Raw genomic sequence first — 22370 nt, forward strand, 5'->3', positions numbered from 1 at the left:
AAACAAATGAAACACTTTACAATTACAATGGCCGCGAATTCGGCTGCAATGCCCGCGAAATCGGACGCCAGACAGCGGCCGCTCTTGGTGTAAAATTTTATGACAAGGAACTTGTAACTCTTGCGGCAAAAGAGGGCGGAGTAGAAAAACTAACATTTTTCGCTCCAAAAGAACATCCCGGCATAACGGACAATTTTCAGACAGAGTTTGGATATGGAATTTCAGGAATGTTTTATTCTCCAAAAGCGGTTGAAGCACAGGCCGGCGTGATTCGAAAAATTGCGGGCTCAGAAAACTGCGTCATGCTTGGACGCTGTTCTGACTATTTTTTGCAAGATTTAAATTCAACCTTGAGCATTTTTGTTTATGCGCCGCTTTCTTATCGCGTAACTCATATTTCTCAGGCATACGGCTTAACACAAAAACAGGCGCAAAAAATGATTGCCAAAATCGACAGAAAACGCCACAGATATTACAAATACATAACTGGCAAAAACCGGGGCGACCGTCACGGAAGAAATTTAATGATTGATGTCGAAAAATTTGGCGTGGAAGGAGCGGTAAAAATTATAACAGACGCGGCAAAACTGCTCTTTTCCGAATAAAACAAATACTTTTTTGATTTTTGCGGGCGTCATTTTATTTTAAAAGTTTGTTTTTTGCTGTTAAAAAAAACATCGGCTTAAAAACCGGCTGCTCTGGGTTCGGTAGCCCTCATTGCCGTTTAAGAACAGATTGATAAAAATCAATCCGTTCTTAAACACCAACTAAAGCCCGGCGCATCCGGCGCAAGTTAAAACTTAGTTAAAGTGGTAGGTAATGCCGCAATTTCAAAAAACGTCATTTTATTTTGTTCTCTGTCTGCGCGCGATTTTTCGAAACGTTATCCTTATAATTGCCGATAAAATAAAAAGGACAAAAAATATGAAAGTAAAAATCGATGTTGAATCAAACAAAAATGAACCTTCAAAAATTGACGGCTACAAGTTGTCTTTGCAGCTTTCAAACGATGTTTCAGTTGCAAAAATTTTAACCGAGTCTGAGATGAAATTTCTTTTGAAAGATATTACGCAGGCTTTGGGCTACACTCCGATAATCGAAAAATTCGGATGCACGGTGGAAGAAGCAAAAGAGATAAAAGAAAAAATCGACAAGGACCGCGACTGCAAAGACTGTACGCTAAAAATGGAAGAGTGCTACCGTTGCTGTAATGTCTGCGAAAGTCCTTTGGAGCGTGATTTGCTCAAAGCTCTTGTAAAAAGCGATATTCAGGTGGAATTGCAGTTAAGACTGAACAAGGACGGCGAAATTTCGCATTTCCCGGAGCCTGTACTCCCGGAAAAAATTCTGACAATTCCAGACTTTTATATCGAGACTGAAAACAAGAAAATCTGCGTTTATACTGACGGACACACTTATCATGAGCGAACTGAGTATCAAGCGGTGCGCGATAGAAGCATTGACCGTGAACTTCAGAATCTTGGATACGAGGTTTTAAGATTCACAACATCAGAAATCAAGAATGACATTCAAAAAGTTGTCGCAAGTATAAAAAAGACAATGGGAATTTTAGAGAAGAATGATTTTGATGATGCCGAAAAAAGGCCAGACGAGCAGACCGAAATAGACGAAGGAACTTGCATCAGATGCGGCGTGAAAATCGCTTACGACTGCGACAGACCGTTCTGCCTTTCCTGCTGGAAAAAGTGGACAATTTTTGACAAATCAAAAGAAAAATACTGTCACAAATGCGGAAAAGAAATGGACTTTATTGATTATAAGCATCCGATTTGCAGAAAATGTCTTTAGCAAAAAATCTGCATTGAAAATGCCAGTAATTGTCATTTTAACGCTTGCTGTCCGCGCATAATTTCAAAAAAACGCTCCGCTTCATAAAGAAACGGAGCGTTTTTTGTTCGCGTTTTCGCGCGCTTAGTTAAAGTGGTAAGTAATGCCGATTCCTGCGTTGATTACGTCTTTGCTCAAGACAGTTTTTGTGCTGTCTGATTTTGAACCGAGGTAATAGTCTGTGTCAAAGTAGTTTGCGTACAGACAAGAAAGAGAAACTGTAAGTTTGTCTGTCGGATAGATTTCAAATCCGCCACCAATTACAACGTTGTCGAGCACTGGGTTAAATGAAGAGTTTGAAGTGTCTGTTGTTCCCTGGTTTCCGTAGCTTGCTCCGATTGAGGCTCCCACGTACTTGCAGAAGCGGTAGTCAACACCGAGGGCAACTTCCCATGAGTTGCCGTAGTCTGTCTCGCTCAAGATAGAATCCTGATGAGCAAAGTCGTTAAAGTAGTAGTTAAAGCTTGTGCTTACATACAGGTTGTCAAGAACGTGGTAGCCGGCTCCGAGGTTCAATACTGCCGGAAGGTCAGTGCGGAAGTTTTTATCGTTTGTAATATCATAATACTGTGCAATGTCGCCTTTTACGTTGTCAACATTGTATTCAATACGGCTCAAAGTCTGGTACTGAAGAGAAAGGTCGAGTTTTGGAACAACTGGTGGCTTTGCGTGGATTCCAAAAACCATGCTCTGGCCGTATCCAACAGCATCATAAGAAATTTTGTTGCTTTTGTTGATATCCTTGAAAGTTGAGTCGTTGCATTTAAGAGTCATGTCCTGAGTTCCAATCGTGTAGCGGTAGGCTGCAGAAAGTGAGAGCCAGTCAGTAACGAGGTAAGCTGCTCCGAGCTGAAGTCCGTAAGTAATCGAAGTTACATCGAGCGAGTGGTCTTTTGCCATAGCGAGAGAGGCTGATGCAATTTCTCCGCTTTTTGTTGCTGTTGCTGCGTATTTATCAGACTGTGTTTTAAATTCAGTGGCTTTTGAAGCAAAGTCTTCTGCAGCAGCGGCGGCTTTTGTAGCTTCCTCTGTCAAGCCTGCTGCGGCATACTGTTTTGCAGCGTCAGCATACTGTTCAGCAACCTTTGCGCTTAATGCGGCCGCTGTTCCTGCTGTAGTTGCAATTTCCTTGTCAGTAAGTGCAGAGGCTTTATAATTGTTTGCGCCATTCAAGAACATGAGTGTTGTTGCGCTTGTGCCGTTTTCGTAAGAAAGAGAGCCGCCGCCTGCGTAAACTCCAAAGTTCGAGAAAATTGACCATCTGCCTTTTTTGTATACTGCGTTCAAATCTGGATAGAGATAAACGTTTGTGTCGTCTGTAGCTTCGTAATCTTTAATTCCAAGAGCAGAGTAAGAATTGTTTGTGTCGAGCTTGTTTGAATATTCCTTAAAAACAAACTGGTTTCCGCCGCCAATCCAAAGTCCTTCCTTCAAAAAAGCAGTTCCTGCAATGTTGTAAAAAGCTGCTTCCGGGCGTTCGTTTTCTGTGTTGCGGCTTGGGTTTCTTAAATAGCCTGTGCTCAGGTTTGTCTTGTTTTCAACTCCGCTGGCAAAGATAAAGCTTGCAGAAATTGCTGCAAAAATTGTAGAGGCAATGAGTTTTTTCATTGTTTGTTCTCCTGTAAAACACCTTTTTTTGGTGAAAAAAAAGAATCTGTAAATACTGAATGACACAATGATAAAAAGTGTCATTTTGTCATACAAAGCGTTAGTTTATTCTCTTTTTATTTTGATGTCTAGTGCAAAGCTATAAATTGTTGCAAAGCCAGTCGCAGAAAGTGCAGATGTCGTCAGTGCGGCCATTTCCCGGCATTTTTTTGCCTGTTTTTGCAATTTCTTTGGCGCATTTTAAAAGTCCTTTTTCGTAGCAGTTTTTTATCATTGGACTGTTGCGTGCGTTTTGCATTATTTTTTCAAAAGTGTCCGTAATTTTTCCTATAAAGAGCGCGCTGTCCTCGTTTGCAAAACCGCAGCATGGAGCAATGTCGCCGGTCGGATGCACAAAAAGAATCTGTCCAGGTCCCTGACAAAAATCTTCCTTAAACCATTTTTTGCTCTGCCAGCCACGCTCGTCGTTACCTTTGAATGTCTGCGGCAAGATAAAAATATCTGCGGCAAAATCCTCGCTCAAGGCGTTGAGTTCTTCTTCAAGTTTTTTTGTTTTTTCGTCATTTAAAAGAGGATCTGCCACCGCCTGAATATTTATGTTTTCTTCTCCGAAAATTTCATTCACCGTGGAACAAAAATGGCGGACTTTTTCGTAATCCTGTCCATGAAAGTTGTCGTAGCTGATTCCGATTTTTCCGTCGTAGCCGCAATCCTGAATTTTTTTTAGGGTGGTGAATAATTCATCTTCGGTTTTCCACCATACGCCGTTCGTCATAATCTGGTCGAACATGAAGTCGTTTTTTCGGGCAAAACTTATAACTTCGCACAAAAAATAAACTGCCAAAAACGGCTCTCCGCCGGAAAAACCAACTTTATCAATCTGACAGTCATTAAAAGCACGGCACGATGCCAAAAATTGAACAGCATCTTTTGCCGAAAGCGAAACTGTTGTCCGGTTTACAAAGCAGTGCTCACAGTGCAGATTGCAGAGCGTTGTAGAAGCAAAAATAATTTCGGCAGGTTCAAAACCATAAATAGAAGCTGTATTTTTTATATTCATAATGGAAGAAAGTATATCATAAAAATAGAAAAAAAATGCGAAAAATATAAAATTGTTGAATTTTCAGCCTAAACTTATTATATTTAGAACGATATTTCTATTCGTTAAAAAGGAGGCATGATAAAAATTACATCCCTGTAATTTTTATCATTACAGTTTGCTCAAGCGTTGCTTTCACAAACTGTGATTCTCGCCATCCGTGGCTCGCCGCTAACGCGGGGTTTTATTAAGGAGAAATAAATGATTAAGACTGTAAAAGATGTTGACTTGAAAGGCAAACGCATCATCATGCGTGTTGATTTTAACGTTCCTATGAAAGACGGTGTTGTTCAGGATGATACCCGCATTATGGCGGCTCTTCCTACTATAAAATATATTCTTGAGCAGAATCCACGCTCTCTTGTTTTGATGAGCCACTTGGGCGATCCTAAAAAAGATGTAAAAAAGGCTCAGGAAAAGGCAGAAAAAGCCGGAAAAACATGGACAGAAGCTGATTCTGAAAAATTCATTAACGGCAAAAACCGCATGAAGCCGGTTGTTGAATATTTTGCTTCAAAACTCGGAAAGCCGGTAACTTTCTTGCCAGACGCTCTCGGACAGAAATCTGCAATCGACGCTCTTCCTGAAGGTGCTGTTGCAATGCTCGAAAATGTCCGCTTCCACAAAGAAGAAACTTCAAAAGACGCTGCAGAACGTGAATCAATGGCAAAAGAGCTCGCTACTTACGGCGACATCTTTGTAAACGATGCTTTTGGAACTGCTCACCGCGATCAGGCTTCTACTGCAACAATCGCAAAATTTATGAAAGAACAGCCGGTTGGCGGTTTCCTTATGGAAAAAGAAGTAAAATACATTCAGCCAATGGTAGAAAATCCTCCAAAACCACAGGTTGCAATTATTGGCGGAGCAAAGGTTTCTTCAAAAATCGCTGTTTTGGAAAGCCTCTTAAAAAATGCATCTGCCTTGATTATCGGCGGTGGCATGGCTTACACATTCCTGAAAGCTCAGGGACACAAGGTTGGAATTTCTTTGGTTGAAGATGATTTTATCGATACAGCTAAAAAACTTCTTGCTGACGCAGCAGAAAAAGGCGTAAAAATTGTTCTTCCTGTTGACCACGTCGCAGCAGATAAATTCGATGCCAATGCAACTCCTGTTGCAGTTGACGGTGTTGATATTCCTGATAATCTTATGGCAATGGATGTTGGTCCAAAAACTCTCGAACTTTACAAAGAAGTTCTTTCAACAGCAAAATCTGTCGTATGGAACGGACCTGTTGGAGTATTTGAATTTGACGCGTTTGCAAAGGGAACTGCTGCTGTTGCAAACCTCGTCGCAGAAGCAACAGGCCGCGGCGCAATGACAGTTGTTGGCGGCGGAGATTCAGTTGCCGCTGTAAACAAATTCCATCTTGCAGACAAAATGAGCCATGTTTCTACAGGTGGCGGAGCTTCTCTCGAATTCCTCGAAGGCAAAACTCTTCCAGGAATCGCTATTTTGGCAACAAAATAACTGGCCGCAAAATAGATTTTTAAAATAATCTTAAAAAGAACCGTGTCGTCTACTTTTTGATGGCGCGGCTCTTTTTTTTATTCAAAATAAACAGATAAATCACGGCTTTCTTTTTCAAATTTTCGTTCAGACATATTCAAATATTCGATTTAAAAACACAAAAACCTATTATTTTGACATATATCAAAATAAGCAATAAAATAAAAATTCAAGACGATACTGCTTTTTATGGGAGAATTAAAAATGCGTACAACTTATGTAGCTGGAAACTGGAAAATGAACATGGATCGCGAAGGAACAGTCGCCCTCGTAAAAGAGCTTGTGGCCCAGTTAAAGAACTGCAAGAACAAAGTTATGATTGCGCCTCCGTTTGTTTATCTTGACCTTGTTTCTCAGCTTGTAAAAGGAACAAATATTCTTCTTGGAGCACAAAACTGCGCCGCAACTGACAATGGCGCCCATACTGGAGAGATTTCTGTCGCAATGCTCAAGGATCTTGGTGTCCAGGTTGTAATTTTAGGACATTCAGAACGCCGTTACGAATTTGGCGAGTGCGACGAACTTATAAACATGAAGGTTACAAGAGCGCTCGCTGCCGGTCTTGACGTAATAATCTGTATTGGAGAGCTTTTGGCTCAGCGCGAGGTAGGCCGTGCGGAAAAAGTGTGCGAACGCCAGTTAAATTCAGCTCTAATGGGAGTTTCAAAGGAGCAGCTTTCGCACGTGACCATTGCTTACGAACCTGTCTGGGCGATTGGAACCGGAAAAACCGCAACTCCCGAAGACGCTCAGCAAATCCATTCTTATGCAAGAAAAGTAATTGCAAAAATGTACGATCAGGAAGCGGCCGACAATATCATAATCCAGTATGGCGGCTCAATGAATGTAAAAAACTACAAGGAACTTCTTGCTCAAAGCGACGTTGACGGCGGTTTAATCGGCGGAGCCTCGCTAAAGGCAGAAACTTTTATTCCAATCTGTAACGGTTAATTTTTTTTAGTTTTATAAGCCGGAGGCATTTTTGCCTTTGGCAAAAACCGGGCTATCCGCACTTCCGCGTCTTCGCGCTCCATCCGGCAAATGCCGGACGCTTCGCGGTGCTACTATCCCTTGCCCAGTAATAAAAAGTCTTTTTTCTTCTATACTCTATAGCAATAAATTGACAGTTTGTTTATATTTCGATAAAATGCAATCTGCAATTAAAAAGTGGCTGGGAATTATCTGCCAGCATTTTGGAGAAATAAATGAAAGTTGTTTTGTTGGTAGCATTTGTAATTATCTGTGCTCTTTTGGTTCTTTTGGTTCTCGTACAGGACGAAAATAGCAGCGGAATGGGCGGACTTTTGAGCGGCGGAAACTCAGCTGCATTTGGTTCACATTCTGCTTCAATTCTTACAAAGACTACAGTTGTTCTTGCAATTCTTTTCTTTGTTGTAACTTTGGCTCTCGCAAAAGTTCTTCCTTCTAAAAAACTTTCTTCTGATTCAGAACTCTTAAAGGCTGCTCAGGCAGAAGGAAAGGTTTCTACTGAAGAAGTTGCTCCAGAAGTAGAAAAGACTGCAACAGACTCTTCTGACTGGTGGAAAGAAGCCGCTTCTGCAGAATAAAATTAAAAGGCGGATTTTGATTTTTCTAAGTTGAAATCTGCCTTAAAAACAGTATTTAAAAAAATCGGTTTTCCGGTATTCAAATAATTCAGAAAACCAAGGGGATAGTAATGGTTCTTGAGAATGTTTTTACAAAGGAAAGCATCATTATTGGTCTGGAGAGTACAGAAAAAGACGAGTTGTTTGAAGAGATGGTGGAAGCCATTCATTCATTGCATCCTGATTTTGACAGGGCAGAAGTTCTTTCTGCGCTCGAAGAACGTGAAGCTCAGATGAGCACTGGAATTATGCATTCTGTTGCTGTTCCTCATGCTTTTGCTCCTTCTATAAATGGTACGATCGGTGCTATCGGTATCAGCAAAAACGGAATCGACTACGATTCGCTCGACGGTTCACCTGTTCATGTTGTTTTTATGCTTCTTGCAGGAAATGGACAGACCGAAAAGCATATTCAAATTTTAAAATCATTAGCACTTCTTATTCAAAAAAACGGATTTGTAGATAAACTTGTTTCATGTCAGTCGCAGTCTGAAGCCTACAACTTAATTGTGCAGACGGAAGAGGCAGTCTGAGGAGGCTGAAACCATGGAAGAAAACGAGTCAAACGTAATTGAGCACCTTCTTGAAGTTGAAAATATCGCTTCTTCTTTTACAGTTGATGCTCAGAATAAAGCGTCAGAAATCCTGAATTCTGCGAAAGCGAAAGCGGAACAGGATTATCTTTCAAAATTTAATATTCAATCTGCAGAACTTGAAAAATCTTTCAAAGACGAGTCTGCAAAAATAAATGAAAAAATCGTTTCTGAAATAAACTCTTACAAAGAGAATATTTATCTGTCAGTTCAGGATAAGACTGCTTTTAGCAATCTTATGAATAATTTGGTTTTGCAAAAATAGGTGGCGGCGCGGTATGATGGATAAATCTGCTGCAGATGCTTATGTTTATGCAAAAGTATCCGGAATACTGGCCAATTCTTATTCTGGAAAAAATGCGGACAAACTGTATTCTGCAAAATCTCTGACAGAACTTTATAGCCTTCTTTTTAAAACCGAAGTTCCTTCAATTCCTGAAAATTTGCTTGCCAAAAAAATTGAAGAAAAATCAGTTTTTACTTTTGTAGAACAGTATTGCCAGCTTGTCGAGTGTTATGCTCATCCTCAAAAAATTCTTTTAACCTTGCTTCGGCTTTATGATTACAGCAATTTAAAAATGCTTGCCGGTGCATTGTGCATGCAGGAAACAAAGTGTCCCGAAGTAATCGATTTGGGAAAGTATTCTCTCTTAAATTACAAAAACTGGCCGAATCTTGCAAAAATTACCGAAAATGGCGAACTTTCCTGGTATAACAAGGTTCCTGATATTTCCGAACAGCAGGTTTTAGATACAAAACTCGATTTTCAGTATCTGCACAGTCTTTGGAAGGACGCCTGCGCTTCTGAACAGTCTGTAAGAACTCAAATAAAATCTCTCGTTGCCGAAGAAATAAAAATCCGGAACATTGTCTGGGCGCTCCGCTTAAAAATTTATTACAAAATGGACAACGAAAGCATCTGTCAAAAGCTCTTTTTTGAAAATCCAAAATCAGCCGAAACCGATGTTTTTGCTGGCGAAGCATTGAAAATTTTAAGCAAGGATATTTCTAATTTTGATGAATGGAAAACCTGGAAATACAGCAAGATGCTAAATCCGCACGAGGAAGGTGTTTTTTGGGAAGTTGACCCGCGTTGGCTGGAAAATTCTTTCCGCACAGGCCTCGTAAAAAAGTATTCTACGGCTTTTCACAAATATCCGCTTACTTCTTTGTCGCTTGTCTGCTTTTTTAGGATAAAGCAGGATGAATTGAATAATATCCGTCATATGACGGAAGAGTTAAGGCTTGGAGGCGAATAATGGCAAAAACTGCAAAAATGCGTCTTGTTGAATTGATGGTTCTAAAAGAAGACATTGATGAGGTTGTTGAATTTCTTGGTAAAAAAGGAAATTTTCAATTTCAGCAGAAACTTGAACTAAATCATTCTATTTCAAACCCTGACGAAGACATTCTTTCAAAACTAAAAAATGTGCGTTCATTTTTGAATTTGCCGGACGTTACAACAGAAGATTTGCAGGCTTCGACACGCCCTTCTGAATACGACAGAGTGTTGTGCCAGAAATTCCTTTATACTGTGGACGTTTTGCAGAAAAAAGAGCGAGATGCTGACGATGAGCTTAAGCGCGTTCAAGATGCCTATAAGGAAGCTCTTTCTTTTTCAAATTTAAAAGTTCCTTACAGCGAATTGGATCATCTTTCTTTTTTGTCGCTCCGCATTGGAAAAATAGATCCTGCTATTTTTGACGAGCTGGTTTTTGATGTTGGACAAAGGGCTGTAATTGTTCCTCTTGGTTCTGATAAGTCAAAAATTCTTGCGGCAACTTCTAAAAAGGGGCGTTTTTCTCTTGACAGCGAACTGCGCAAGCACGGTTTTGTGAATATGGAAATTCCTAGCGACTTTAAAGGTGTTCCAGATGCCGTTTTAAAAAGCTTGCAGCAGCAGGTAAAAGAAAAAACTAAGGTTTTTGAGAATATCGAAGAAGAAAAGCACAATATTGCAAAAACCCATGCAGATTTTCTTAAAAAATTTTTGTGCCAGTTCTCGATTGCCGCTCAGATTAAACTTTTGGAAAACAGCCTTGAGTCAACTGATTTGGTTTATCGTCTTACAGGCTGGATTCCTGAAGCAGACTGCCATTCTATGATGACAGAACTCGACAGGCTTTCTGAAGGAAGAATCGCAATTCGCCTTTTTGAACCGAACGAAGTTCCTGCTGTTCAGGCTGGGGAAGAAAAAGTTCCAGTAAAATTGCATCACGGAAAACTGATTAGTTCTTTTGAAAGAATGATTTTTAGTTACGGCTCTCCGGCTTATGGAACAATTGATCCTACACCGTTTGTTGCGTTGTTCTTTACCTTGCTTTTTGGAATTATGTTTGGCGATGCCGGACAGGGCTTTGTTTTCTTGCTCGCCGGAATTTTAATGTCTGCAAAGGTTCTAAAAATCGGCGGATGGAATAAATTTGCTCCGATTTTTATGGCAATCGGCTGTTCAAGCATGATTATGGGAATTTTAACAGGTGAATTTTTTGCGACCGAAGGAATAATGAAACCTGTTTCTCTGTTTATTACCGGACTTTTTGGAGAAAGCCGCTATCCGATTCTTGAAATGAAATTCTGGGAATCGGCAAATGCAATCGGAATCATTTTTGGAATTTTCGGTTTTACAATGGCAGTTGGTTTTGTAATAAACTCAATCGGTCTTTTAATAAACATTATCAACAAGTTTTCATGCAAAAAATACGGAAGCGCGATTTTTGGAAAAACTGGAATTGCAGGAGCGCTTTGGTTCTGGTATGTCGTAATCTTTGCTTTGAGAATTGGATTTGCGCATCATACTCCTACGACTTTTGACTGGGTTTTTATTGCCGTTACTCTTTTCTTTGCAGCCTTTGGCGAGCCGTTTGAAAGATTTTTTGACGGAGAAAAGCCGGCTGTTGAAGGCGGAATGGGCGGTGTAATAATCGGTGGCGCGGTTGAATTGATAGAAGTTGTTTCTTCTTATCTTTCTAATTCAATTAGCTTTGTTCGTGTCGGCGCTTTTGCTCTTGCGCACGCTGTTTTGGGATTCATCATAGAAAAAATGTGCAGTATTGCTCCGGCAGGTTTTGCACAGATTTTGATATTGATTATTGGAAACGGAATTGTTGTTGTTCTTGAAGGAATGATTGTTGCAATTCAGGTTATTCGTCTTCAGTATTATGAATTCTTCTCAAAATTTTTCAATGAAACGGGAAAGGAATTTGTTCCTTTTGCGTTTACATATAAATAGGGGTTTTGAAGTGAATTTAAAAACCCTGATAATTAAATAAATTTTTTGTGAGGTAAAAATATGAACAAAAAAATTATTGCGTTGGCAGCTGCTTTGCTTTGTTTTACAGTAGCTGGCTTGTTTGCTCAGGAATCAGAAACTCCTGCTACTACACAGACTGTTGCAGAAGCCCAGGCTTCAACTGTAGAAGCTAAGGCTGACAGCAATTCTAGTGCTATAAAATATGTAGCTGCGGCTTTTGCAGTTGCACTTGCATGTATTGCCGGCGGTATGGCAGTAGGAAAAATCGGTGCTGCGGCAATGGGCGCTATGAGCGAAAATGCTGAACTTTCAGGAAAAGCTCTTCCTTTTGTTGGTCTTGCAGAAGGTATCTGTCTTTGGGGATTCCTTGTTGCACTTTTAATTATCATTCTCTAGGTTTTTAGTAAACGAAAATTATGGAATACTTTACGATTGCTCAGCGGGAACTTGTTCTGGCTTTTAAACTCGTCGGAGTTGACGGTGCAGTTGCCCTTAACAGAAAAGAAGCTCTTGATGCATTTAACCGTGTAACCGGTCATGGCGGCGAGAATGCTTTGCCTGTTGATGAGCGACCGAAAGTCTTGATTTTGTCAGAGGATGTTTCTGCCATGCTTGAACAGGAAGTGCTTGCCTGGCAGAAAAGTGCTCGGTTTCCGCTTATTGTTGAAATTCCTCCGCTGAACGGACATCTGCAGGGAAAAAAATCCCTTACGGATTCGATTCGCGAAGCAGTTGGTATTTCTGTGTAGATTTTGACTCAGGCAAAGCCTGATTTTACGGGAATTAAAAAATGGAAGAACTTAGATCAACTGAAATACTCGACAAAGAAATTGAAGCCGATGCTCGAAAAAAAGCGGCTAAAATTGTCGCTAAGGCAGAGAGTGAGGCAAAGTCAATTATTGAAGGCGTTGATGAACGCGTAAAAAAAGCTGTTGAGGAAAAATCAGCCGTATATAAAAATAAACTTTCTCTTTTGGAAAAAAATGCGGATGCCTATATTCCTCTCGAAAAAGAACGGTTCCTTGTTGCTTTCTACGATGAGCAGGTTTGCAAGGCTATGAACGAATATTTTAATTCAATTGGAAAAGAAAAACGCCTGTCTTTGCTCGAAAATAAACTTGAAAAGTGTAAATTTGCGTTAGAAAATAAAAAAATTGCTGTCAGTTATTTTGGCGGCCTCGAAGAAGCAGATGCCAGAAAAGTTGTAGAAAAAGCGTTTGCAAAAAATATTACAGGTTATGAATCAATTCAATTTGAAAAAAGTGGAGAAGAAGCTGTAAAAGGAAACGAAATCCACGAAGGAATGATTCTTAAAAGCGATGAAAAAAATTCCGTGATTGTTCGTCTTACAATGGATGAGCTTGTGCGCGAATTAAAAGATAAATATTCATACGAACTCTCATCAACACTGTTCGGAGGAAGGCTCCCGGAATGATAAAAGGAAAAATAACTAGAATTTCAGGACCGATTGTTTATGCTGAAGGTCTTGAAGGTTGCGGTCTTTATGATGTTGTTGATGTCGGCGAAAAGAAAATAATCGGCGAAATCATTCGTCAGAATAAAGGCATTGCCACAATCCAGGTTTACGAAGACGATACTGGAATGAAGATTGGAGAAGATGTTGTTTCTAACGAAAGACCTCTTTCCTTAAAACTTGGTCCTGGACTTGTCGGAACGATTTATGATGGAATTCAGCGTCCTCTCGAAACTATGTACAAAGAATCCGGAGCATTTTTGGTTCCGGGACAGAGAAGCGAGCCGATTGACGCAACTAAGGTCTGGCATTTTGATGCCTGCGAAGGTGTAAAAGAAGGAACTCCGATAAAACCTGGTTTTGTGCTTGGAACTGTGCAGGAAACTCAGTCGATTTTGCATAAAATTATGGTTCCGCCGCAGATTCGCGGACGTGTTCTTGTTTCTTTTAAGGGAAGCGGAGATTACACTGTCGACGATGTTATTGCTAAAACTGAACTTGATGAAGAAATCCGTTTGAGCCATTACTGGTCTTTGAGAACCCCTCGTCCTTTTGCAAAAAAATTGACTGTAAGCCAGCCTTTGGTTACAGGTCAGCGCGTAATTGATGTTTTCTTTCCGCTTTCAAAAGGTGGAACGGCCGCAATTCCTGGTGGATTTGGCACAGGAAAAACAATGACGCAGCATGCAATCGCAAAATGGTGCGATGCGGACTTAATCGTTTATATCGGTTGTGGAGAGCGCGGAAACGAGATGACCGACGTTCTTACAGAATTTCCTAGCTTGATCGACCCTAGAACCGGCCGCTCGCTTATGGAAAGAACAATTCTTATTGCAAATACTTCAAATATGCCGGTTGCTGCCCGGGAAGTTTCTCTTTATGCGGGAATTACTCTTGCCGAATATTACCGCGACATGGGCATGCATGTTGCAATCATGGCGGATTCAACTTCGCGCTGGGCAGAAGCCTTGCGTGAACTTTCCGGCCGTATGGAAGAAATGCCTGCTGAAGAAGGTTTTCCTGCTTATCTTCCGAGCCGCCTTGCTTCGTTTTATGAACGGGCTGGCCGTGTAGACGCGCTTTGCGGACAGGAAGGTTCTGTTTCTGTAATCGGCGCAGTTTCGCCTCCAGGAGGGGACTTTTCTGAGCCTGTAACACAGCACACAAAGCGTTTTATCCGCTGTTTCTGGGCTTTGGACAGGGAACTTGCAAATTCCCGGCATTATCCTGCGATTGGCTGGATTGATTCTTATTCTGAATATGCTGACGAAGTAAAAGAATGGTGGGATAATCTTGATCCTCGCTGGGCAAAGGTTAGGCTTGAAGCGCTTGAACTTCTTAAAAAAGAGCAAAAACTTCAGTCCATTGTCCGTTTGATCGGACCTGACGCCCTGCCTGACTATGAGCGCATTGTTCTTATTGTCGCGGACATGATTAAAAACGGATTTTTGCAGCAGAATGCTTTTGACGCGATTGATGTTTATTCTGTTCCTGAAAAGCAGATCCAGATTTTGCTTTTGATGATGGAATTTTATAACCGTGGTGCTGCCGTAATAAAAGCCGGTGCTCCGCTGTCTAAGGTGAACTCTCTTCCGGTTAAGGAAGAAATTGTCCGCCTAAAGACAACTGTTCCAAACGATAAGCTCGAAATGATAAAAGAAACGGAAAGCCGTTTTGAAGAGCAGATGGGCGGACTTGAACGGATGTACTCAAAAGTTTAAGGACGACTTCCAGGGGCGTTGCGGGGAAGTTCCCCGCAGAGTGGGGTGTGTGAGCAACGAAGTGCGAACCTAGGGGAGAGACTTCTCCCCCTCAAAATTTAAAAACTTTGTTTGCTTTTAAAATTGGAGAAAAAATGAAAGGCGTAGAATATAAAGGTCTGAATTCGGTTGACGGTCCGATTGTTGTTGTAAAACGCAGCGAAAATATTTTTTATAACGAAATCGTTTATATTCGTGACCGCAATGGCGATAAAAAAACTGGCCGTATAATTGATTTGAACGAAGATACTGCGATTGTACAGATTTTCGGAACGACGACTGGTTTGGATTTGAACGAAACTTCGGTTGAATTTTTGGACGAACCAATGGAACTTCGTGTTGGCGAGGGTCTTTTGGGACGTATTTTTAACGGTCTTGGAGAGCCGATTGACGGACTTCCGCCGATTGTTTCTTCTGAAAAAGTTGATGTAAATGGAATGCCGATGAATCCGTTTGCCCGCGTTTATCCGAGGGATTTTATTCAGACGGGAATTTCTTCGATTGACGGCATGAACACTTTGATCCGCGGTCAGAAACTTCCGATTTTTTCTGGAAACGGACTTCCGCATAACAGGCTTGCGGCTCAGATTATTCGTCAGGCAAAAATCCGCAATTCTGACGAGCAGTTTGTAATGGTTTTTGCGGGAATGGGAATAAAATACGACCAGGCGCAGTTCTTTATCAATTCATTTGAAGAAAGCGGTGTTCTTTCCAAGGTTGTTATGTTCCAGTCTTTGGCAGACGCTCCTTCGATTGAACGTATTATTACTCCGCGATGTGCTCTTACCGCTGCCGAATATCTGGCGTTTAAAAAGGGAATGCATGTTCTTGTCGTAATGACTGATATGACGAACTACTGCGAAGCTTTGCGCGAAATTTCTACAACTCGTGGTGAAGTTCCTGGAAGAAAAGGTTATCCTGGCTATCTTTATTCTGACCTTGCGGAGCTTTATGAACGTGCCGGAAAAGTAAAGGGTTCAAACGGTTCTATTACCCAGATTCCGATTTTGACTATGCCGAACGATGACATTTCGCATCCAATTCCTGATTTGACCGGATACATTACTGAAGGACAGATTGTTTTGAGCCGTGAACTGAGCCAGAGCGGTGTTTATCCGCCAGTCAGCGCGCTGCCAAGTTTGAGCCGCCTTATGAAAGACGGTATTGGCGACGGAATGACACGGGAAGACCATTCAAGTGTTTCGAGCCAGTTGTTTGCTTCTTATTCAAAAGTAAAATCAATCCGTTCTCTTGCGGCGATTATTGGCGAAGAGGAATTGAGCAGCGTTGACAAGCAGTATCTGGCGTTTGGAGATGCGATTGAAAGCCAGTTCTTCTCTCAGGGCGAATACGAAAACCGCTCTATTGAGGAGACTCTTGATTTGGGCTGGAAACTTTTAAAATTGCTTCCACAGAACGAACTTTATAGAATTAAACCGGAATTTATTGAAAAATATCTTCCAAAAGATGAAGAGCAGAACTAATGGCAAAGTTAAATGTTGCGCCGACAAAATCTAATCTTCTCGCAATAAAAGAGCAGCTTGCTTCCGCTCAAAACGGTTATGAACTGCTCGAGCAAAAGCGCGAAATTCTGGTAATGGAGCTTATGCACATGGTTGAACGCGTAAAGCTTCTTGAATCAGAAATGGACAAAGAGTATGCAAAGGCTTATCCTGCATTAAAGAATATGCTTAAGACAGTAGGTGGTGATCGTGTAGAGCGGATTGCCCACGCTGTAAAGTATGATTTTAAAATGAAGAACAAGACAATTACTGCCGGTGGAATGAACTTTAATTCGATTGAAGTCGAACTTCCTAAGCAGCAATTATTCTATTCTTTTATGGAATCATTTGCAGACAGCGATAAAGTTATGGTAGAATTCTTTAACTTGTTAAAGTTGCTTACAAATATGGCGAGCATTCGCACGGTTGCATGGCGGCTTGCAGGCGAAGTAAAGAAAACTCAGCGGCGTGTAAATGCCTTGGACAAGATGGTTATTCCTCAGACGAGGGATACAAAGGTTTATATCGAAAGTGTTCTTGAAGAGCGCGAGCGTGAAAATACTTTCGTTTTAAAATCTTTGAAAAACAGGAAGTCATAATGATAAAACCTTTATTTCAAAAAATTGTAGTTGCTATTAACGGTTCAGAACAGTCGCTTCATGCGGCTATGTATGCGATTCTTCTTGCAAAGCAGTATAAATGCTCGCTTAAGGCAGTTTATGTCGTTGATACTGCGGCTCTCAAATTCCTGAGCATGAGCAAATTCTTCCTTAAAACAGAAAGTCAAAAGTACGAAGAAAATCTTCTCAATGACGGAATAAAATATCTTGAGCAGGTTGTTACTTTTGCAAAGATTAAGGGCGTAAAAGTCGAAACTGAACTTAGAAAGGGAAGTCCGTGGTCAGAAATTCTGCATGTTGCGGACGATTTTGGCGCCGACCTTATTTTGCTTGGCGGAAAAGAACATTCGGCTTCTTCACTTTCGAGCGAAGTTGCGCGCGACAGGGCAAGTTCAACAAATATGGACATTATTGGCAGCGCAAGATGCAATGTTCTTGTTGTCCGCCAGAAAGATATTGAAAAACTTTTTAAAATCGGCTGATAAAATTTAATCCGGCTGTATTTGCCGGGCTTTTTGCGAAAATGCAATTTGTATTTGAACTGGAGAATTTATGTTTTATTACGGTGGATTGGATTTAACATACCTTGTTTTTGCTGTTCCGGCTCTGCTTTTGGGACTTTGGGCGCAATCTGCCGTAAAAAGCCGTTTTTCAAAATACGACAAAATTTTGACAAAAAAAGGCATAACCGGAGCTCAGGCGGCGGCAATTTTGCTTAAGGCAAATGGAATTACAGACGTAAAGATTGCCCGCATAAACGGTTCTCTTACCGATAATTACAATCCGACAGATAAAGTTTTGAGCTTGAGCGAGGCGACTTATTCAAGTGCGTCGGTTGCTGCCGTTGGAGTTGCTGCTCACGAGACCGGACACGCAATTCAGCATAATACAGGTTATTTTCCGCTTGCTTTCAGGCGATTGCTTGTTCCTGTTGCAAATTTGGGTTCGACACTTGGCCCGGTTCTTGCAGTTGCCGGTCTTGGCTTCGGCTATTCTGCTCAGGTTGAATCTTATCTGCCTTTTTTCCAAATGATTACGAATATCGGACTTTTGCTTTTTGCCTGCGCAACTCTTTTTTATATTGTTACTCTTCCTGTTGAATTTAATGCTTCGTGGAGAGCTCTGAAAATTTTAAAAGGCGCTGGAGTTTTTACAGACAAAGAAGAGCTTTCTGGCGCACGCGAAGTTTTGTGGGCGGCGGCAATGACGTATGTTGCAAGCGCGCTTGGCGCAATTGGAAACTTTGTAAGGCTTTTGCTTTTGACACAAAAACGCCGTCGCCGTTAGAGTTTTTCTTTACAAGTGTTTTTCTTTAAGTTGACAATCCGCTGATTTTTTGTAAACTGTAAACTATATTTTTAAATAAAGAGGTTTACAATCAAAAATGAATAAATCTATCCTCCGTTCTGCAATTGTTGCTTTTTTTGCAGCGATTATCTGCGCTTCAAGTTTTTTTAGAATCCCGATTCCAGGAATTGCAAGCGGCATTGTAATTCAAAATGCGCTTTGCGTTATGACAGCCGTTCTTTTGGGTGGAATTTGGGGCGCTGCTCCGACCGCGCTTTTTTTTGCTGTCGGCGTCATCGGCCTGCCTGTTTTTTCTGGCGGTCAGGGCGGTTTTCAGGTTTTGATGAATATTAACGGTGGTTTTCGGATTGGCTGGGTTATCGGAGCGCTTGTAGCAGGTATGATTTCTGGCCGTCCATCTGTTACAGAAAAGCACATCACCGTAAAAAGCATAATCCGCCTTACTCTTGCGGTTTTGGTCGGCATGCTTGTTCTTTATCTTCCTGAAGTTTTTTATGTAATAGGTTTTAAAAGCGCGGAACTTGGAGTCTTGGGTGCTGTAAAACTTTTTGTTGCTGCATTTTTTGCTCCATTTTTGGCGGTTGATTTTGTTAAAGCGGTTGTTGTAATCTTAATTTCGTTAAAATTTCGTCCGGTTGTTGCAATGTATCTTTATGAGCCAGTAGAAAATGAATAAAATCGCAATCGACGGAATCACGAAAATTTACGCGACTTCTGAGGGCAATAAAACCGCCTTGAACAATGTTTCTTTTCAGATTGATGAAGGTTCGGTTACGGTGATTGGCGGAGAAAACGGTTCAGGAAAAAGTGTCCTTATGAACATTATCGCCGGACTTGAAAAACCGACTTCTGGAAAAATTCATTCATTTGCAAAGGCTGGACTTGTTTTTCAGGAAGCGGACACTCAAATTTTAGGCGAGACTCCGCGCGAAGACATCTCTTTTGGTCCAAAAAATCAAAAAAAATCAAAAATCCAGGTTGAACAAGCTGTGGAAAATTCTCTTGAGCAGGTCGGCCTTGCAAAAAAAGCAGACTATCCTGCAAGATTTTTGTCTGGCGGAGAAAAACGCCGGCTTGCTGTTGCCTGCATGCTTGCAATGGAGCTTCCCGTTATTATTTTTGACGAGCCTTATGCAAACCTTGATTATGGTGGCGTAAAGCAGGTAAATGCTCTTGTAAAACGCCTTCACGGGCAGAAAAAAACGGTGATTATTTTGACGCACGAGCTTGAAAAATGTCTTGGCTTGGCAGACAAATTTGTGGTTTTGTTCCGAGGCGATAAAGTTTTTGACGGAACTGCGCAAGAAGGGCTTTTGCAAAATCTTGAGCAGTGGAATATACGCAATCCGCTCAACGCTTATTCAAAAGTGGAAGATTTGGTCTGGCTGTAAAAAAATGAATCAGAATTGTTACGCGTTTAGCTACAAGGCTGGAAAAAGTTTTTTCCACAAACTGCCTTCCTGGATAAAAATACTTTTTATTCCTCTTTTTAACATTGCGATTTTTTCGTCCAGCTGGAAATTCGCTGTTTTTTTTGTATTTGCCCAAATCCTGCTTTTTTTCTGCCTTCATTTTTCCGTAAAGGAGCAGGTTGCCGACTTGACTCCTGTCTTGTGGTACGGAATTTTTTTATATCTTATAAATATTCTTTCCGACACATACTTGAATTATGCCGGATATGGAATTATAAAAAGTTTTGTTCAGGCGATAAAAAATTGCATTCACAACGAAAAGACATTTTCTACCGTTGTCAAATTCTTTGCCTGCAATCAGAGCGCTTCTCTTATGTTCAAGACCTCAACTTCTCTTGAGCTTCGCGAGGGAATCGAAAAAATTGAACTTTTTATCCGAAAGTTTCTTCCCTGCAAAAAAGAATCGAAATTTGCCACAGTTGTTTCTATGTTCATAAATTTTATTCCAGCAGTTTTTAAAATGTGGGCTCAGTTAAAAAGGGCATGGTTTGCACGCGGCGGAAAAGTAAGCTTAAAAATGTATCTGGCGCTTTTTCCGGTTCTTTTTAGCCTCGGATTAAAATACTCAATGGACACGGCAAAGGCAATTTTAATCCGCGGATAATCTTTTATAATTTATCGGATCAAGCTCCAAAATTTATTTTAAGCAAAAACAGTTGCGGCAAAACGACAATTGCAAAAAATGCAAGGCTAATCCAGGTAAAAGTTTTTATAAAGTCAAACGATTTTCCCGGAAATTCCTTGACATAAATCCGTAAATTTATGACAGAAGCCAGACTTCCGATTAGTGAGCAAAGACCTGCGCTGTCTAAACCGTACAAAAGCGCGCAAAGGCCGTTTTTGTCAGTAAAAGGCCAGAGAACGATTGCTGCCGGAACGTTTGAAATAATCTGGCTCAGCAAAATAGAGCAGACATATTCGTGTCCAGCCACAACCTTCTTCAAAAAGTCCGCAATCGCCGGATTCTTGCAAATCGAAGACGAAAAAATAAAAAAACACAAAAAAGTAAGCAGAAGAACATAATCGGTTTTTAGCAGAATCTTCCGGTCAAAAATCAAAAGTGTGGCAGCAACAAAAATAGTCACAAAAGGCCAAAAAACTGTCCTGCTCACGATTGTAAAAACAATTAGGACAAAAAGAAAAATATACAGAATTCTCTTTTTATTCCAAAATTTTTCGCCATCAGAAGCATTAAACATTTTAAAATCATTTTTGTTCAGACAAATCTCTTCGGTGCTGTTTTTCCTGTACAAAAAACTTATAAATCCGTAAAGCAGAAAAAAACTGAAAATACAAAGCGGACTCATTATTTTTAAAAATTGTCCAGCAGAAATTCCGCTCTGGCTAAACAAAAAAAGATTTTGCGGACTTCCAAAAGGCGTCAAAAGCGAGCCACGGACCGCCGCAATGTTTTCAAAAGCAAGAACGCTCAAAATATATTTTTCTTTTCCGCAGGCTCTGAACATTATAATCGTCAGCGGAACAAAAATTATGAGCGAAACATCGTTTGTTACAAACATCGATGAAAAAAAAACGCCGTAAACAAAAAAACATGTCAGGTTTTTGAGCTTGGAAATTCTTCCGGTTTTGCGTAAAAGAGGATTAAAAATATTTTCCTGCTTAAAACCTTCCAGAACCGACAAAAGCATAAAAAGCGTCGCAAGCGTCTTCCAGTCAATCTCAAAAAAAAGAGCGGAAGAAGGCGGAGTTATAAAAAGCGCGGCAAGCGCGGCAATAAGCGCAACTGAAAGCATCAGTTCCTTTTTAAAAAAAACAATAATCTTAGACAAGTTAAAACCCTGATTTTTTTGGACGGCATCTTTCTTAGAAAAAACATTTTTTTGTTTGGAAAAAAAATGTCCCAAAAACCGGCTGCTCCGGCTTCGCTTTTCGCTCACTGGCTAAACGCCAGCTTCGGTCTACGCATCCGGCGTAAGTTTTTTTGTTTCCCGAAATTTTTCTAAAAAAACATCCAATGAATTTAAAATAAAAAAAACTCAGTACAAAGTACTGAGTTTTTAACGGCTCCTGCTGGGCTTGAACCAGCGACACACGGATTAACAGTCCGTTGCTCTACCGACTGAGCTAAGGAACCAAACCTCATTCGCTTGAATGTGAATTTATAATATAAAAATTATAAAAATGTGTCAATATATAAAATGCAATTTTTTTAATTTTTTTTGCAAAAAGTTATTTAATAAGCGTCCAGACAAAAATCCAGATAAAACTTATTACGCAAAGCATTTTAATTCCTGTTCCGAGCAAAAATCCTATAAACGAGCCGGTTGCGGCTTTTAAGGCGCGTGAGGCGTCTTCTGGATTTTCAATCAGTTCGCCGATAAATGCTCCTGCAAACGGTGCAAGAATTATAAAAAACGGTCCTAAAAACATTGCAAGAAAAAGACCGATTGTCGCTCCAAGAACAGCTTTTTTGCTTCCGCCGAATTTTTTTGTAAGAAATGGCTGCAAAACCGAGTCGGCAATCGTTACAATCAGGGCAATAATTCCCGTAATCGTAAGGACAGTCGCAGAAACGTTAGAAAGCGTGCAAAAATGCGCTGTAAAAAGTCCTGCCCATGCAAGAGGAACTCCGGGCAAAATTGGAACTACGCAGCCGGCAAGTCCTGTCAAAAGAAAAATTCCGGCAAGAATTGAAAGTAAAATATCTAAATCCATAGTTTTATTTTATGATATAATCAGTCTGAAAACAATTG

General features: G+C 40.6%; 23 protein-coding genes, 1 tRNA gene and 1 pseudogene. 20 read left to right on the top strand and 5 right to left on the bottom strand.

Features of this window, described 5'->3' with window-relative positions:
* Nucleotides 1–41: 41 nt before the first annotated feature.
* Nucleotides 42–605: pseudogene (locus B5D47_RS02145) on the top strand (cytidylate kinase-like family protein); the annotation flags it as partial.
* Nucleotides 606–924: 319 nt separating this feature from the next.
* Nucleotides 925–1809, top strand: a complete 885-nt coding sequence (locus tag B5D47_RS02150; protein ID WP_159443469.1) for a DUF559 domain-containing protein — start codon at nucleotides 925–927, stop codon at nucleotides 1807–1809.
* A 123-nt stretch (nucleotides 1810–1932) separates the two neighbouring features.
* On the opposite strand, the gene B5D47_RS02155 is transcribed toward B5D47_RS02150, so the two are convergent.
* Nucleotides 1933–3456 carry an OmpP1/FadL family transporter gene (locus tag B5D47_RS02155; RefSeq protein WP_078930187.1) on the bottom strand — a complete coding sequence of 508 codons (1524 nt, stop codon included), beginning with the start codon at nucleotides 3454–3456 and terminating at the stop codon, nucleotides 1933–1935.
* A 139-nt stretch (nucleotides 3457–3595) separates the two neighbouring features.
* Complete coding sequence (locus tag B5D47_RS02160; protein WP_078930188.1) at nucleotides 3596–4516, bottom strand: radical SAM/SPASM domain-containing protein; 921 nt, start codon at nucleotides 4514–4516, stop codon at nucleotides 3596–3598.
* 240 nt (nucleotides 4517–4756) lie between these two features.
* Between B5D47_RS02160 and B5D47_RS02165 the strand changes: the two genes are divergently transcribed.
* The 18 genes from B5D47_RS02165 (at nucleotide 4757) to B5D47_RS02250 (ending at nucleotide 20260) form a co-directional block, all read left to right on the top strand.
* Complete coding sequence (locus B5D47_RS02165) at nucleotides 4757–6028, top strand: phosphoglycerate kinase (protein WP_078930189.1); 1272 nt, start codon at nucleotides 4757–4759, stop codon at nucleotides 6026–6028.
* Between the two features lie 243 nt (nucleotides 6029–6271).
* On the top strand, nucleotides 6272–7018 hold the full coding sequence (gene tpiA / locus B5D47_RS02170) for a triose-phosphate isomerase (protein ID WP_078930190.1): 747 nt from the start codon (nucleotides 6272–6274) through the stop codon (nucleotides 7016–7018).
* A 254-nt stretch (nucleotides 7019–7272) separates the two neighbouring features.
* Nucleotides 7273–7635 (top strand): preprotein translocase subunit SecG, encoded by a 363-nt coding sequence (gene secG / locus B5D47_RS02175; protein WP_078930191.1) that lies wholly within the window; start codon nucleotides 7273–7275, stop codon nucleotides 7633–7635.
* A gap of 110 nt (nucleotides 7636–7745) precedes the next feature.
* Nucleotides 7746–8207: a PTS sugar transporter subunit IIA gene (locus B5D47_RS02180; RefSeq protein ID WP_078930192.1), complete on the top strand. Its 462-nt coding sequence runs from the start codon at nucleotides 7746–7748 to the stop codon at nucleotides 8205–8207.
* Nucleotides 8208–8220: 13 nt separating this feature from the next.
* The gene (locus B5D47_RS02185; RefSeq protein WP_078930193.1) at nucleotides 8221–8532 is read left to right on the top strand and encodes a hypothetical protein; all 312 of its coding nucleotides are present in this window, start codon (nucleotides 8221–8223) and stop codon (nucleotides 8530–8532) included.
* 13 nt (nucleotides 8533–8545) lie between these two features.
* A complete protein-coding gene (locus tag B5D47_RS02190) occupies nucleotides 8546–9526 on the top strand; it encodes a V0D/AC39 family V-type ATPase subunit (RefSeq protein ID WP_078930194.1) in 981 nt (326 codons plus the stop codon).
* A complete protein-coding gene (locus B5D47_RS02195; protein WP_078930195.1) occupies nucleotides 9526–11499 on the top strand; it encodes a V-type ATP synthase subunit I in 1974 nt (657 codons plus the stop codon). The genes B5D47_RS02190 and B5D47_RS02195 overlap by 1 nt, the downstream gene beginning before the upstream one ends.
* A 60-nt stretch (nucleotides 11500–11559) precedes the next feature.
* Nucleotides 11560–11916, top strand: coding sequence for an ATP synthase subunit C (locus B5D47_RS02200; protein WP_078930196.1), 357 nt, complete (start codon nucleotides 11560–11562; stop codon nucleotides 11914–11916).
* Between the two features lie 20 nt (nucleotides 11917–11936).
* A complete protein-coding gene (locus B5D47_RS02205; protein WP_078930197.1) occupies nucleotides 11937–12269 on the top strand; it encodes a V-type ATP synthase subunit F in 333 nt (110 codons plus the stop codon).
* Nucleotides 12270–12310: 41 nt separating this feature from the next.
* Nucleotides 12311–12955 carry a hypothetical protein gene (locus B5D47_RS02210; protein ID WP_078930198.1) on the top strand — a complete coding sequence of 215 codons (645 nt, stop codon included), beginning with the start codon at nucleotides 12311–12313 and terminating at the stop codon, nucleotides 12953–12955.
* Entirely contained in the window at nucleotides 12952–14715 is a 1764-nt protein-coding gene (locus tag B5D47_RS02215) for a V-type ATP synthase subunit A (RefSeq protein WP_078930199.1), read from the top strand. The genes B5D47_RS02210 and B5D47_RS02215 overlap by 4 nt, the downstream gene beginning before the upstream one ends.
* Nucleotides 14716–14849: 134 nt before the next feature.
* The gene (locus B5D47_RS02220) at nucleotides 14850–16238 is read left to right on the top strand and encodes a V-type ATP synthase subunit B (RefSeq protein ID WP_078930440.1); all 1389 of its coding nucleotides are present in this window, start codon (nucleotides 14850–14852) and stop codon (nucleotides 16236–16238) included.
* Nucleotides 16238–16855 carry a V-type ATP synthase subunit D gene (locus B5D47_RS02225; protein WP_078930200.1) on the top strand — a complete coding sequence of 206 codons (618 nt, stop codon included), beginning with the start codon at nucleotides 16238–16240 and terminating at the stop codon, nucleotides 16853–16855. Before B5D47_RS02220 ends, B5D47_RS02225 begins: the two co-directional genes overlap by 1 nt.
* On the top strand, nucleotides 16855–17358 hold the full coding sequence (locus B5D47_RS02230) for a universal stress protein (protein ID WP_078930201.1): 504 nt from the start codon (nucleotides 16855–16857) through the stop codon (nucleotides 17356–17358). Before B5D47_RS02225 ends, B5D47_RS02230 begins: the two co-directional genes overlap by 1 nt.
* A gap of 70 nt (nucleotides 17359–17428) precedes the next feature.
* On the top strand, nucleotides 17429–18163 hold the full coding sequence (locus tag B5D47_RS02235) for a zinc metallopeptidase (protein ID WP_078930202.1): 735 nt from the start codon (nucleotides 17429–17431) through the stop codon (nucleotides 18161–18163).
* Between the two features lie 97 nt (nucleotides 18164–18260).
* Nucleotides 18261–18860, top strand: coding sequence for a biotin transporter BioY (locus B5D47_RS02240; RefSeq protein ID WP_078930203.1), 600 nt, complete (start codon nucleotides 18261–18263; stop codon nucleotides 18858–18860).
* Nucleotides 18853–19575, top strand: coding sequence for an energy-coupling factor ABC transporter ATP-binding protein (locus B5D47_RS02245; RefSeq protein ID WP_078930204.1), 723 nt, complete (start codon nucleotides 18853–18855; stop codon nucleotides 19573–19575). The genes B5D47_RS02240 and B5D47_RS02245 overlap by 8 nt, the downstream gene beginning before the upstream one ends.
* A 4-nt stretch (nucleotides 19576–19579) precedes the next feature.
* Nucleotides 19580–20260, top strand: coding sequence for an energy-coupling factor transporter transmembrane component T family protein (locus B5D47_RS02250; RefSeq protein ID WP_078930205.1), 681 nt, complete (start codon nucleotides 19580–19582; stop codon nucleotides 20258–20260).
* Between the two features lie 19 nt (nucleotides 20261–20279).
* Here the strand turns inward: B5D47_RS02250 and B5D47_RS02255 are convergent, their stop codons facing one another.
* From B5D47_RS02255 to B5D47_RS02270, 3 genes are all read right to left on the bottom strand, one after another.
* Nucleotides 20280–21410: an SLC13 family permease gene (locus B5D47_RS02255; RefSeq protein WP_143592582.1), complete on the bottom strand. Its 1131-nt coding sequence runs from the start codon at nucleotides 21408–21410 to the stop codon at nucleotides 20280–20282.
* A gap of 268 nt (nucleotides 21411–21678) precedes the next feature.
* Nucleotides 21679–21751: transfer RNA gene (locus B5D47_RS02265), tRNA-Asn, on the bottom strand.
* Nucleotides 21752–21846: 95 nt separating this feature from the next.
* The gene (locus tag B5D47_RS02270) at nucleotides 21847–22332 is read right to left on the bottom strand and encodes a DUF456 domain-containing protein (protein ID WP_078930208.1); all 486 of its coding nucleotides are present in this window, start codon (nucleotides 22330–22332) and stop codon (nucleotides 21847–21849) included.
* Between the last annotated feature and the right edge of the window lie 38 nt (nucleotides 22333–22370).

The sequence above is a fragment of the Treponema berlinense genome, from assembly GCF_900167025.1.
Lineage (GTDB): Bacteria > Spirochaetota > Spirochaetia > Treponematales > Treponemataceae > Treponema_D > Treponema_D berlinense.